16 protein-coding genes and 2 tRNA genes are annotated in these 13,141 nt (G+C 55.0%); 15 read left to right on the plus strand and 3 right to left on the minus strand.

Translation table 11 applies throughout. The annotated features are described in order from the left end of the window. Window positions 1-137: 137 nt before the first annotated feature. Window positions 138-791, minus strand: coding sequence for a glutathione S-transferase family protein (locus COA55_RS07705; protein WP_290501279.1), 654 nt, complete (start codon window positions 789-791; stop codon window positions 138-140). 186 nt (window positions 792-977) lie between these two features. Here COA55_RS07705 and COA55_RS07710 point away from each other — a divergent pair. The 7 genes from COA55_RS07710 to COA55_RS07740 all read left to right on the plus strand — a co-directional run bounded on the left by COA55_RS07710 (window position 978) and on the right by COA55_RS07740 (window position 5,033). Beyond that, window positions 978-1,053: transfer RNA gene (locus tag COA55_RS07710), tRNA-Glu, on the plus strand. Between the two features lie 33 nt (window positions 1,054-1,086). Beyond that, window positions 1,087-1,162, plus strand: a tRNA-Gly gene (locus tag COA55_RS07715). A gap of 149 nt (window positions 1,163-1,311) precedes the next feature. Continuing rightward, window positions 1,312-1,977 (plus strand): histidine phosphatase family protein, encoded by a 666-nt coding sequence (locus COA55_RS07720; protein WP_007148373.1) that lies wholly within the window; start codon window positions 1,312-1,314, stop codon window positions 1,975-1,977. 51 nt (window positions 1,978-2,028) lie between these two features. After that, window positions 2,029-2,961: an ABC transporter ATP-binding protein gene (locus COA55_RS07725; protein WP_063520531.1), complete on the plus strand. Its 933-nt coding sequence runs from the start codon at window positions 2,029-2,031 to the stop codon at window positions 2,959-2,961. Further along, a complete protein-coding gene (locus COA55_RS07730) occupies window positions 2,958-3,731 on the plus strand; it encodes an ABC transporter permease (protein WP_063519978.1) in 774 nt (257 codons plus the stop codon). Before COA55_RS07725 ends, COA55_RS07730 begins: the two co-directional genes overlap by 4 nt. Window positions 3,732-3,796: 65 nt before the next feature. Beyond that, window positions 3,797-4,621: an NADPH-dependent 7-cyano-7-deazaguanine reductase QueF gene (gene queF, locus COA55_RS07735; protein WP_290501282.1), complete on the plus strand. Its 825-nt coding sequence runs from the start codon at window positions 3,797-3,799 to the stop codon at window positions 4,619-4,621. A 43-nt stretch (window positions 4,622-4,664) separates the two neighbouring features. After that, entirely contained in the window at window positions 4,665-5,033 is a 369-nt protein-coding gene (locus COA55_RS07740) for a DUF4870 domain-containing protein (protein ID WP_063519976.1), read from the plus strand. A gap of 157 nt (window positions 5,034-5,190) precedes the next feature. On the opposite strand, the gene COA55_RS07745 is transcribed toward COA55_RS07740, so the two are convergent. After that, window positions 5,191-6,669: an AbgT family transporter gene (locus COA55_RS07745; RefSeq protein WP_290501284.1), complete on the minus strand. Its 1,479-nt coding sequence runs from the start codon at window positions 6,667-6,669 to the stop codon at window positions 5,191-5,193. Window positions 6,670-7,022: 353 nt separating this feature from the next. Further along, window positions 7,023-7,439, minus strand: coding sequence for a hypothetical protein (locus COA55_RS07750; RefSeq protein ID WP_290501285.1), 417 nt, complete (start codon window positions 7,437-7,439; stop codon window positions 7,023-7,025). Between the two features lie 414 nt (window positions 7,440-7,853). Here COA55_RS07750 and COA55_RS07755 point away from each other — a divergent pair, with 414 nt between their 5' ends. The 8 genes from COA55_RS07755 to COA55_RS07790 all read left to right on the plus strand — a co-directional run. Then, complete coding sequence (locus COA55_RS07755) at window positions 7,854-8,063, plus strand: DNA-binding protein (RefSeq protein WP_290501287.1); 210 nt, start codon at window positions 7,854-7,856, stop codon at window positions 8,061-8,063. Continuing rightward, window positions 8,060-8,347 (plus strand): hypothetical protein, encoded by a 288-nt coding sequence (locus COA55_RS07760; RefSeq protein ID WP_290501288.1) that lies wholly within the window; start codon window positions 8,060-8,062, stop codon window positions 8,345-8,347. Before COA55_RS07755 ends, COA55_RS07760 begins: the two co-directional genes overlap by 4 nt. A gap of 800 nt (window positions 8,348-9,147) precedes the next feature. After that, on the plus strand, window positions 9,148-9,402 hold the full coding sequence (locus COA55_RS07765) for a hypothetical protein (protein WP_290501289.1): 255 nt from the start codon (window positions 9,148-9,150) through the stop codon (window positions 9,400-9,402). 202 nt (window positions 9,403-9,604) lie between these two features. Continuing rightward, the gene (locus COA55_RS07770; protein WP_290501290.1) at window positions 9,605-9,910 is read left to right on the plus strand and encodes a hypothetical protein; all 306 of its coding nucleotides are present in this window, start codon (window positions 9,605-9,607) and stop codon (window positions 9,908-9,910) included. A gap of 243 nt (window positions 9,911-10,153) precedes the next feature. Continuing rightward, window positions 10,154-10,390 (plus strand): major capsid protein, encoded by a 237-nt coding sequence (locus COA55_RS07775; protein WP_290501291.1) that lies wholly within the window; start codon window positions 10,154-10,156, stop codon window positions 10,388-10,390. Between the two features lie 576 nt (window positions 10,391-10,966). Continuing rightward, complete coding sequence (locus tag COA55_RS07780) at window positions 10,967-11,824, plus strand: virulence factor TspB C-terminal domain-related protein (protein WP_290501293.1); 858 nt, start codon at window positions 10,967-10,969, stop codon at window positions 11,822-11,824. Then, window positions 11,817-12,128, plus strand: a complete 312-nt coding sequence (locus COA55_RS07785; protein ID WP_290501295.1) for a DUF2523 family protein — start codon at window positions 11,817-11,819, stop codon at window positions 12,126-12,128. Before COA55_RS07780 ends, COA55_RS07785 begins: the two co-directional genes overlap by 8 nt. Continuing rightward, on the plus strand, window positions 12,128-13,141 hold a 1,014-nt coding region (locus tag COA55_RS07790; RefSeq protein ID WP_290501297.1), incomplete at its 3' end, for a zonular occludens toxin domain-containing protein. The genes COA55_RS07785 and COA55_RS07790, both read left to right, overlap by 1 nt.

Raw genomic sequence — 13,141 nt, forward strand, 5'->3', positions numbered from 1 at the left:
GGACAGCTGCGCGGGCCAGGTTTGTTTATTCCGAAAGTAAGAGGCCGCGCCCAGTCTGGGCGCGGCCTCTTTGCTTTCAAACTACGGTGTGCTGATCGCGTAGCTGTCAACTGTCCACTCTCAAGGGTCAATTATGTTCACCCCATGACTTTCTGAATAAAGCCGGATTCTTTCTCGATGGTTTGTGCGAAGGGTGCCAGGGCGTGCATACGCTCCGTGTGTGCGGCCAGGTTCGGGTAGCTAGCCGGGTCGATGGTTTCACCGCCATGGCGGAAATTCACCAGCTGGCTGGCCAGGGCAATATCGGCGATGGTCATGCTGTTGCCCACCAGGAATTCGCGGCCGTCCAGGGCCTTGTCCAGATAGGCGAACAGCGGCGGGATAGTGGTGGTCAGGGCGTGCTGGACTTTGTCTTCATCGCATTCCTTGCCGAGTAGCCGCATGACCACGCGGTTACGGAATACCGCAAAGGTGCAGCGCATGGCCAGGTCGTAATCCACGAAACGTTCAAACCAGATGGTCTGCCCCATTTCCATGGCATCGCTGGGGTAGAGCGCCGGTTGCGGGTGTGTCTTTTCCATCCAGGCACAAATGGCAGCGGAGTCGGCGAGGAACTGACCATCCACTTCCAGTGCAGGAATCCGCTTCATGGGGCTGATTTTTTCATAGCCTTCCGGCGGGTTGTTGGGATCGACATGGACGGATTCGAATTCGATTCCTTTCAGTGCCAAAGCAACCCGGGTCTTGCGGACGAAAGGTGACAGGGCGGCCCCGTACAGCTTGATGGACATACTTCTCTCCCGATAAATGAATGTTTTTTCGCCAATTTGATGGAATCGGCAGGGGTTATAGCGCGCCATTACTAGAGCAGCATGACTTTTTCGGGTCAATGATGGTCTGCGACAAAATTTTTCCTTGACGATTGCCCGGCAGATACCTATTCTACGCGCCGCTTTGACGCACCAAGTCAAGCCCGGGTCCCCTTCGTCTAGTGGCCCAGGACACCGCCCTTTCACGGCGGTAACAGGGGTTCGACTCCCCTAGGGGACGCCACTTATTCGTTAGCGTAAGCTGGCAGCAAGACAAGCGGGAATAGCTCAGTTGGTAGAGCACGACCTTGCCAAGGTCGGGGTCGCGAGTTCGAATCTCGTTTCCCGCTCCAAATAGAAAAGGGACCCAATCGGGTCCCTTTTTTTATGCCGCTCTGCGGCTGCAACACGCATACACGCGACCCACACCTAATTCCCCTCTCATGGTTTGCTTTCGCTATGGCGCTCCGTACACTAAGGCCTGACCCAAAGTGAAGAGACTATGGCGCGCCTACACCCGCGATTGCTGGAAGCCCTTAACCTGTTACCGCAGGACAAACCCGTTCATTTGCTGACGCGGCACTCTGTGCGTGAACTGGCCAAGAACGGTTTTGCCGATTACCGCCTGCCCCTGACCCCGGAAGGCATCGATATGGCCCGGGAGTGGGGTAGCCAGCTGGCGCGGCCAGTGGATGCGTTTTTTTCCAGCCCGGTGGGGCGCTGCGTGAATACCGCCAAGGCCATGGCCGAAGGCGCCCGCAAGGCAGGGCTGTTGGAGACGATTCCCGAAATCACCACCGATACCACCCTGGTGGAGCCTGGCTGTTACGTGGAAGACCTGAATCAGGTCGGCCCCACGTTTCTGAAGATGGGTGCGTTTAAATTCCTTAACCAGCACTTACAGCAACCCTTTGAGGGCATGCTGTCGCCGGCAGAAGGCCGCGCCAAGCTGGCCCGATACCTGAGCGAGCGTGAACCGGCACCGGGCCACCTGAACGTGCACGTGACCCACGACACCATTCTTGCCGTGCTGGTGGCCGAACTGCATGGGCACCGACGCATTACCGAGGATGACTGGCCCTGGATGATGGAAGGGCTGTGGCTGTGGTTCAGTGGCGGCCAGCTTCACTGGATATGGCGTGGTGATCACGGCCATCGTGCGTTGTAACCGCATTTCTAAACCGATCTCTCCGTTTATCGACTTCTGACGAGGTGTGCCTTGTCCGCGCTGACAATTCGCAATTTGACCAAAACCTATGCCAATGGCGTGCAAGCGCTCAAAGGTATTGATCTGGATGTGAAGAAGGGCGATTTCTTTGCCTTGCTGGGCCCCAACGGGGCCGGCAAATCTACCACCATTGGTGTGATCAGTTCACTGGTCAATAAATCCGGTGGTGATGTGAGCATCTTTGGCTATTCCCTGGATACCCAGCGGTCTCTGGCCAAGAAGCAGATCGGTGTGGTGCCACAGGAGTTCAACTTCAACCAGTTCGAAAAAGTGTTTGATATCGTGGTGACCCAGGCGGGTTTCTATGGCATTCCCGCGCCACTGGCCCGTGAGCGGGCGGAAAAGTACCTGCGCCAACTGGGTCTGTGGGACAAGCGCGACAAACAGTCGCGCACTTTGTCCGGGGGCATGAAGCGCCGGCTAATGATTGCCCGGGCCCTGGTTCATGAGCCGGAATTGCTGATTCTGGACGAGCCCACCGCTGGCGTGGATATCGAACTGCGCCGCTCCATGTGGGATTTTCTGACCAAGCTGAATGCGGAAGGGAAAACCATCATTCTGACCACCCACTATCTGGAAGAAGCAGAGTCCCTGTGTCGCCATATCGCCATTATTGACCACGGCATTATCGCGGAAAATACCGATATGAAATCCCTGCTGGAGCAACTGCAGGTAGAGACCTTCATTCTCGATCTGGCCCGGCCCGTTAGTGAAGCCCCGCAACTGGAAGGGTTTCAGGTGTCCCTGCGCGATGCCAAGACGCTGGAAGTGGCGGTGCCGAAAAGCGAAAGCCTCAATACCCTGTTTGTGGAGCTGGCGCGGCTCGATTTTGACGTCATGAGTATGCGCAACAAGGCAAACCGGCTGGAAGAATTGTTTGTGCGGCTGGTCGAGCAGAACCTGCCGGGGGAGCAAGCATCATGAGTGCACGTGAGCAATGGGTGGCATTTCTGACCCTGGTAACCAAGGAAATTCGCCGTTTTACCCGTATCTGGCCGCAGACGCTGCTGCCGCCAGCGATTACCATGACGCTGTATTTCGTGATTTTCGGCAACCTGATTGGCAGTCGTATCGGCGATATGGGCGGGTTCGATTACATGCAGTACATCGTGCCGGGGTTGATCATGATGAGCGTAATCCAGAACAGTTACGGCAATGTGGTGAGCTCGTTCTTTTCCACCAAATTCCAGCATTCCATTGAGGAAATGCTGGTGTCGCCGATGCCGTCTCATGTGATTCTCAACGGCTATATTGTCGGCGGTATGGTGCGTGGCATGTTGGTGGGACTGATTGTCAGCCTGCTCAGCCTGTTCTTTACTCACCTGTCCATGCAGCACGTTTTTATCACCATCACGGTGGTGATTCTCACGGCAGCATTGTTTGCTTTGGGGGGCTTTATCAATGCGATTTTCGCCAACAAGTTTGACGATATTTCCATTGTCCCCACCTTTATCCTGACACCGCTGACCTACCTGGGCGGGGTCTTTTATTCCATTGATCTGCTGCCGGAGTTCTGGCGGGCGGTGAGCCTTGCCAACCCCATCGTCTATATGGTCAATGCCTTCCGTTACGGGGTACTGGGCGTGAGCGACGTGAATGTATACGCTTCCCTGGGGGCCATTCTGGCGTTTGTGATCGCTTTCTACTTATTTGCGCTGTGGTTGCTGCATCGTGGTACCGGTATTCGGCACTAACGAAACCGGCTAAATCCGGCTATGATTAAAGCCAGTCCCATGGACGGGAGTGCCAAGAGGTTATCATGAGCTATCTTAAGGAAACGCCGCTGGGTCGCTCCAGCGAGTATGTTGACGAGTACATGCCTTCGCTGTTGTGTCCGGTGCCGCGCTGGGATGCCCGCGAGTCCCTGGAGCTGGAAGACACCACTTTGCCTTTCCACGGGACCGATATCTGGAATGCGTATGAGTTGTCCTGGCTCAACGAGAAGGGCAAGCCCATGGTGGCCATGTGCGAACTGCGCGTTCCCTGTACTACCCCGAATATTGTTGAGTCCAAATCCCTCAAGCTGTATCTGAATTCGTTTGCCAATACCCGCTTCGAGAGTCGCGACGCGGTGCGCGCTGCCATCGAGAAAGATGTGGCGCAGACGGTGGGTGGCGATATCGAAGTGCTGCTGTATTCGCTACAGGAGTCTGCGGGTTTTCCCGTGTGGGAAGACCGGGGTGATTGCGTGGACAATATCGACTTGTCCTTTGAGCATTATGAATATCGCCCGGACCTGCTGCTATGTGATCAGGGCTCGGAGCAAACCGGGCAGCTCTATTCCCATCTGCTGCGCAGCCATTGCCCGGTTACCGATCAGCCGGACTGGGCTACCGTGGTGATCCGCTATACCGGCCGTGCCATCAGCCCGGCCAGTTTCTTGCGTTATGTGGTGTCACTGCGTAATCACCAGGGGTTTCACGAACAGATTATCGAACAGATCTTCGTGGACCTGATGGCTCAGTGTTCGCCCCGCCATCTGACCGTGTACGGGCGGTTTACTCGCCGGGGCGGCATTGATATCAACCCGTTCCGCTCCAACAGCGAACAACCCCTCCCCAACCGTCGCACCATTCGTCAGTAGCAAGGATGGTGGCGGGTTTTATTTTTCAACAAGGAACCTTTGAATGAGCGAAGAAAATAACAGCAATGGACTGGCGAAGCAGGAAGAGCGGAGCCTGGGTCTGGCATGCCACCTGCTGGCCTTTGTCGGTATGGTATTTCCGTTCGGCAATATTCTGGGGCCACTGGTGATCTGGCTGGTTAAAAAAGACGATAGTGCCTTCGTGGATGACCAGGGCAAGGAAGCGTTGAATTTCAATATCACTATTTCCATCGCAGGTTTTGTTGCCTTCCTGCTCACCTTCGTGGTGATTGGTGCCGTCCTGCTGCCGATTATTGGTATCTTCTGGTTGGTGATGACCATCGTGGCTGCCGTAAAGGCCAATGGTGGAGAGCACTACCGTTATCCGCTGACGATTCGGTTGATCAAGTAAACGCAGCTGTGAGCTTCTAGCTACGAGCTGCAAGTAAAAAACGCGCCGAATGGCGCGTTTTTTATTGTCAGGAATTCAGGCTGTGGGATAAATAGCCGAATCCGACGATGGTTTTATCTTTTTCTCGGGACTAGAAGCTAGTAGCTCGTCGCTGTCTTTAAGGCCCCAACGGCCAGCCAAACCCGATCCACACGCCCAACAGTACCGACCACCCCAGCAGCAGTGTCAGGCTGTAGGGCAGCATCAGTGCAATCAGCGTGCCGATGCCGGTATCCGGCTGATAGCGCCGGGCGAAGCCCAGTACCAATACAAAGTAGGGCATTAACGGGGTGATGATATTGGTGCTGGAGTCGCCGACCCGGTAGGCCGCCTGGCTGGCCTCGGGGGAAATGCCCAGCAGCATCAGCATGGGAATGAAAACCGGAGCGAGGATGGACCACTTGGCCGAGGCGCTGCCGATCATCAGGTTGATCAGCGCAGTGAGTATAACGAACAGCAGTAGCAGTATCACTTTGGGCACCGATAGTGCGCCAAGCCAGGCGGCGCCTTTCACTGCCAGTAGCAGGCCCAACTGGCTGTAGTTAAACCAGGCCACGAACTGGGCGGCGAAAAACATCAGCACCAGATACCCGGCCATGGAGGCCATGGTGGTCTCCATGGCGGTGATAATGTCGCCACTGCTGCGAAATTGCCCACTGACCCGGCCGTACACCGCTCCGCAGATCCCCGCAATCAATGCCACGATGACCACCAGGCCATGAATGAATGGCGAGCCCAGTACGCTGTCGGTGTCGGGATGGCGCAGTGGCGCGTCACCTGGCAGTACCAGTAACGCCAGCCCGGCGAGCAGCACCACCAGGGTCAGGCCAGTCCACCGCATGGCGCGGGGATGTGTATGCGGCACCTCCGGGGAAGTGTCCGGGGATGCATGGGAGTGCGCCAGACGAGGCTCGGTCAGCTTGCGGGTGACCAGTGTCACCAACCCGGTGACAAGAAAGGTGGAGGCGATGATGAACCAGTAATTGCCGGTGGCATCCACGGTCCGGTCCGGGGCAATAATATGCGCCGCTTCCGTGGACAGCCCGGCCAGGGTGGCGTCCACCGGCCCCACCAGCAGGTTGGCGCTGAAGCCGCCGGAGACTGCCGCAAAGGCGGTGGCGATACCAGCGATGGGGGAGCGTCCCGCCAGTTGAAAGACCAGCCCGGCCAGGGGAATGAGTACCACATAACCGGCGTCCACGGTCAGGCTGGAGAGCACGCCGGCAAACGCAACAGTGAACACCAGCGCGCTGCCGGAGGCGCGCCTTACCAGGCTGGCAAGGCTCACCGACAGCAGCCCGGATTGTTCGGCTACGCCCAGGCCCAACATGGCGACGAGCACCACGCCCAGTGGCGCAAAGCTGGTGAAGTTGCCCACCAGGGTGGTGAACAGATAACGCAGGCCGTCACCGTCGAGCAGTGAGCGGGCGGTAATGGTGTCGTCGGTGAGAGGGTGAACCGCGGTGATATCCAGTGCACCCAGTAATGCGGTGAGGGGAAGCAGCAGCAGGCAAAGCCAGACAAATAACAAGGTCGGGTGGGGAAGCCGGTTGCCCAACTGCTCCAGCCGAGCTAGCCAGCCGTGGGTATGAGTCATGGATATTCCCCGCAAAATGAACGTCTACTTTAGCGAGTTGAGTGAATCGCGGGCAAGTGATGGTGGAGCACTATACGCTTGAGGCCTGACACTAATGCCTGGGAGCTGCCTCCTTGTGGCCGCAGGGTTCGGGGGGGCGTGTTGCGTGCTACGTGAACCGTGTTGCGGCCGCGAAAGCAGCATAAAAAAAGCCCCGCGTTTGCGGGGCTTTCATGTTTGGCGGTGAGGGAGGGATTCGAACCCTATTTTTCAACCCTCGTTCTGTCACTTTCCCTCACAATTCAAAGGTTTAGCACTTTCCGGTTTCACTATTTAGCTGGTTCAAGCACGTTGTTTTCGACATTATTTCGACACTACAGGCAGTGCTTTCTCACCATTGCTCTGATTTCTGGAGTCTTAAGCTTGCTGTATTGTCCTCTCCAGTAACGACATTCCCGCCTGTTCATTTCACGGGTTTCTCTGGTCTCGCGGTTTCTTTGTTCAATGGCTGCGTTTCTTTTCTCCCTTTCAGCCCTTATCCTTGCCCTTTCCCTGTTAGCTCTCTCTGTGATCGCTTTTGTTTCTTGGTTGAATTGTTGGATCATCTTTATCGCGGCTTGCTCGGCTTCCCATTCTTTGTACTCCTGGTACCCGATCCATCCGCCGATTGTGATCACTGAAGAAAAGATAATCGCCGCTGCTATAGTTCCTGCTGCTGATCCCTGCCCTGTATTTTTATTGCTCGCTTTTAAGTCGTCCCAGTCAAGCCTTTCAGGTTTGATTTTTTCCATGCCGATCCCTCCCGAACCATTTTTCGGCGGCTCTCTGCGTGAGAGCTATCCCTGACCTTGTTCCTTAAGGTTCTTGTTTGCTTCGTCGTATTCCGGGCTTGTCTGTCCTGCCTCCGGCATAACCTCGCCAGTCATCAACCACCACCGATAGCCCGGGAAAAGCTCCATTACGGCTTCTATCTCAGCCTCAGTCAGCCTTGCTTTCCCGCTTTTAATGTTCTGCCAGCGATAACGACCTATCCCTGTTTGATCCTCAAACCAGACAGTTGTCCGTTCCTTATTAAAAAGGCTTATAAGCCGGTCTCTAATCATTACGATAAATTCTACTCATTACTATTTACTGTGCTTTGCAATAGTATATACTCAGTAATATGTAATGAGTACAAACCACATAGCACCACAAGGAATCACAGTATGCCGGATTTGGGGGACGACTTCACAGGGATCAAGGGGCCTTATCCCCCTGTCATGTCCCGCCAAGCGTTTGCTGACTGGATCGGCGTATCAGATGGAGTGGTTCGAGGTTGGGTAGACCGGGGGGAGATACCCACCGTCAAAATCGCAAAGCGCCGTATGGTGAACGTGCTGGCCTTTGTAGAAATGGTTCAGGAGGCAGAGCAATGATTAAGGCAATCTATAAGCGCAAAGGCCGCAAATACTGCTGCGAAACTGACAAAGCCCCCGGCTTGTGCAAGAAAACGGTCTCGTTGCTTTCCCGTGCAGGCATTCGCTATTCGGCCACCATCTTCGAATACAGCTCTTACATTAGTGTCCGCGTGACTAACCTTCTCGGTGTCCAGGACGTGGCCGCATTCGCTGCTGATCAGCTGGACCGTGCAAAGGCATTTGTCTATTCCCGCTCCCGTGATGCCTCTCCTCAGCTGTCACTTTTCTGGGGGGCCATGTAATGACGTTCCGCAATGTTTCTTACCCTGTCTACCTGCCTGACTCACATGAAGTGGTAGGCCATATGGTTATAACGCTGCCAGAGCGAGTTAATCCCGATGATCTGATTGGTGATGTTGTCATGTTCCCTGTTTTCGCTTTTGGGAGCATGTGCACCCTGCATTGTCAGCTTGGGTTTCCTCTCGACACTGGGTCGCAAATGGCTGGCTTCATTTCAGGGGGGCTGAAATGACCACTATCCCCCCACGCGTGGACCATAAAGAGGACTACGACGACAAGCCCCAGCGCTTCTATGTTGTCGCCCCCAAGTCCACAAAATTAAAGCTCCTCAAGGAATCTGTGGCCCGTGGAACGGACCTGTATGACCTTGCTGGCGCGGTTTTGACTGCGTGGCTTGATGCGGGCTGTCCCCCTGAATTCCCTGCCTCGTCACCTTCGCCTGTCGCGGACGTTAAGGGAGGTGACAAATGACCGGGGCAAGGCTGCGCAGCACCGCAGGCTCTGGCCTTGCCCCGGTCATTTGTTGCCTCACAGTCCGCAAAAAGACAGGCGTGGGTGGCGGGGTAGGGAACCCCCTGCCTTCGATCCAGAGCCGGGAGCGGTTTTGCACTTTAAAAAAAGCGCCTTTACCGGTTTACCGGTGCCCTCATTCTTTTGCCTTTTGCAAACGGAGTGCGCAGCGGAGCGAAGAGGCGAGGATCGTTACCCGTAAGGGCCAGCACAGTCTTTTCGTGCTGGTGAGCAAAGCGAATAGAGCCGCCCCGAAGGGCGCCCCCGTAAGGGATGTTTTAAGGATTGGATCATGAAAAAACAGTTGGGATTTTATGATGGGGATCCGTTTCTGATTCTTGTTTTTGCTTTTCTGATCTTGGCTGTGGTGGCGTCTTACTTCTTTCAAGATTTAGAAATTGTCAGCCCTGAACCACTTTCACCGCTAGTAAAACAGGAAATTCGCGAGGCCGTAAAAGATGGAATTCAAGCGAGTAGGGCTGAGGAGCTACAGCAACTGCGGCAAGTACAGAACCCGCCAGCTTCGCCCCGGAATATACATTTCTGAACGCAACTGGCACGCCCAGGAGAAACCGAAACACCTTTACGCCCCTTGGTGCTTTATCGGCTTCGCCAAAACAGAAAGGGAAGCCAGAGCGAATTGCAGAAAGCACGCATCGAGTAAGCCAATGATCGATGCCAAACAGATTTTAAAAGAGCTGGGCATACCGACCAGCTAAACCAACGGCCACAGGCCAAGAGGAACGACCATGCAAATGCAAATGAACCTGACCGTATTCGGCGTAAACAAAATCACCGTAGAGCGTGACGTTTACTGCTCAGTATTCGCCGGCCAGCCTGCAACTGATCCGACTCAAACACGCGGCTATGAGGTCATGAAGCTCAGCGCCGAACCGGAAGTCTTCGACCAGCTGGCAGACCTTAAATCCGGTGATGAAGTGGAATTCATCTCCGTCCTGAAACGCGCAGCCGGTGGAAAAAGCCAGCCTTTCCTTGTTGGCGTAGTGCCGAAGAAAGCCCCCCAGGGCAGCACTGCAAAGCCTGACAGCAAGTAAGGCAGGACCATGAGTTTAATCGAGTGCACAGATGGCGAGTGGCAACAAGCCCAAGACGGGGCGGCACTCTGTACTGGCACTCTTGAAGTTGTGGCGGGTTCAGGGCCTTTCGGACTGCCCCCGCTCACATACGAGGAGGCAAACGCAATCCTCGGTGCTGTGGTCTTGCTGTTCGCCACAGTGTGGGGTGTCAAAACCCTGTCGCGTTTAATAACCCAAACCCTGCGCTAAAGGAGCGTGATTATGAAAGCTGCAACAAAAGCCCGTCTGGAGGCTATCCAGGCCAATGGCCGCAATCTGGCCATCGTCGCTGGTACTGGCTTGATGTTCGCTGGTCCGGCCAATGCCGCCATTGACCCTACTGAGATCACCACGGAAATCAGTGCTCAGTCTGGTCTGGTGGAAATCATCGGTGCCGCCATTCTGGTGGTCCTGGCTGTCGTCGCGGGCCTCAGCCTGCTTCGCCGTGTGGTTCGCTAAATCGCAAGCAAGAAGCTAAAGGGGTCTTCGGACCCCTTTTTTTCAGAGGTGAAAAATGGAATCGGACATTGGCCCATGGCTTTATCTAACCGTATCTCTGCTGGCCTTCTATATGCTTTTTGCATAGCGGCATTTATAGCTGTTCCTTCACTTTTTTATTCTTCTGCTGCTCACGCGAGCAACGAGGTTTGCTATAGGAAAGGAAGCCAGATTGACTGTCAGGGCAATTACCAGGCCGATTATTTCGCAAAAATCACGTGCGTAGACGGCGACGACTCCTGCATCTCGTCCCGTGCTGCTCAATGTGCACCCTCATACAGATCATGCCAGTCTGTACCAACCGACCCCGGCTTTACGGCACAGGATGTATTTTCCTGCGACAGCCGTGACGTAGCAGTAGGAAATAGGTGTTACTTAGGTGGCAGTGAGCCGCCCACAGAGTGCGGCATACCTCAGGGCACAGAGTCCCGCTTTTCCGTTCCTTATCTCTCTGGTAGCGTCTGCTACCAAAACTGTAATCACGTCAATCCCAAGCGCTCTATCTGTGTGTATCTTGCAGACGGCACCAGCACTTGCTTGTCTACCTATACAAGCACTGGTGAATTCTGTGACCGCGCTGACGGAGCCAGTGACCGCCCTTTTGATGACTACAAGGACGAGGATGGCTGCTACAGGGCTACAGCCAACGGCAAAAAATACTGTGAATCCCCTCCAGATGATCCATGTCCAAATTACACAACGATAGACGGAACAAAATACTGCCAAACCCCCGGTGATGGTGAGGATGCCCCTGATTCGGATGGTGATGGTGTTCCAGACCATGAGGATGCAGACCCGTCAAACCCGGATCGGGACGGCGATGGCGTGCCAGATGGTTCTGACCCTGATCCAGACAATCCGGACACTGACGGCGATGGTGTGCCAGATGGATCAGATCCCGACTCCAACGGAAACGGCATACCTGATTCAGATGAGGAAGAATCTGAACCGGATAGCGTAGGTGAGGGCACATGCGAAAAAGATGAAGTACAAGAGCCAGAATGCAACTCAGATGATGCTATCCAGTGCGGAATCCTCCTCAACACATGGCGTCAACGCTGCAACGATAAGCTGAATCGTGAGGACCTAATCGGCACAGAAGAGTACAGGGAAAGTGACTCTCTGACAGATGACCGTGAAGAAAACAGCGTTGCAGAGAATGAAATCGACGTTTCAGAGGCTGTTGCCCTGGACGACTCTGGCAGTGGCTACGGCGGTTCCATGTCCTGCCCCGCCGACATTGACGTTAATCTAGGCGCGTTCGGCTCTATCAGTTTTCCAATGTCATTCATCTGTCAGTGGGCCGAAAAAATTCGCGGCCTTGTGATTGCCCTTGGCTGGCTGGCAGCAGGAATGATCGTTTTTCGCAGCATGACAGGTGATAACGATGGGTAGTGTACTCGCAGCGGTCCAGGTCTTTCTTGCGCAAATTGCGGGTGGTCTCACAGCCCGTGTTATGGCTGCCATCGGCGTGGGTGTTGTCACCATTACCGGCGTTCAACTCACGATGGACAACATCACCGCAGCCATCCAGAGCAACTTTGGTGGCGTCCCTGCTGACATTATCGCGGTCGCCACCATCGCCGGTTTCGACAAGTTCATTAGCTTGGTTATCAGCGCCTATATCGGCGTAGTCGGTGTTAAAGCGCTTTGGGGAGCGTTCAAGCGGTTTGGCTTTATGTCTATGGGGGATGACTGATGTTTTGGTTGGTGACTGGTAAGCCGGGAACCGGGAAAACTTCGCATACGCTCGACTTCGTGCTGCATGATAAGAGGTTTGCCGTAGAAGGCAGTGACACCCGCCGTCCTGTCTACTATCGGGGTATTCGTGACTTAAAAGTTGACTGGCACGAGCTAACCGACGATCAGGTCAAGGAGTGGCCAGACCATCTACCACAAGGCGCGGTTCTCGTTGTCGATGAGGCCCAGCAAATATGGCCGGGCAGGGCACCCAGTAAACCAGTTCCCCCCGGCCTTACTGCGCTAGAAACTCACCGCCACCAAGGCTGGGATATCATCTTTATCAGCCAGGACCCCAGCCTCCTAGACACTCATGCCCGCAAACTCTGCAACGAGCAACTGCACTACAGCCGCCCTTTCGGTGCCCCTTTCGTCATCGAGTACCATTCAGGCTCCGGCTATGTGAACCCATCGAGCAAGTCTGAGTTAGGCGGGTGCGTCCAGCGTAAAAAGGGTCTTCCCAAGCGTGTCTGGGACTTGTACCACTCCGCTGAGGTTCACACCCACAAGTTCAAGCCCCCGAAGATCATCTATTTCCTGATAGCTGGTATCGCGCTCGCCGCCTTTCTTCTCTGGCGTTTCACGCAAAACTACGGTGCCAGTACAGATGAAAACTACGTCACCGGCCAGCCCGGCACAGAATCCCACCAGGTGGCACAGGTTCCAGTCCGCAATTCCGCCTATAGCAAGTCCTGGTCAGAATTGATGCAGCCTGAGGTTCAGGGGCTGCCGTATACCGCGCCCCTCTACGAGTTACAGGCAAAGCAACCAACTGCTATCCCTGTTGTTCACGGCTGCATGTCCATGGAATCAGACTTCAGTGATTGCCGGTGCTACACCCAGCAAGGCACCACGATTGCTGACATGCCATGGCAGATGTGCCGACGGATACTAAAGCACGGCATTTTCAATCATCTGGCACAGGTTGAGGATTCAGCCAGCGGCCAACGGCGGGGGGCCGATGGCGAGGCA

Source organism: Alcanivorax sp. (genome assembly GCF_002733835.1).
GTDB lineage: Bacteria > Pseudomonadota > Gammaproteobacteria > Pseudomonadales > Alcanivoracaceae > Alcanivorax.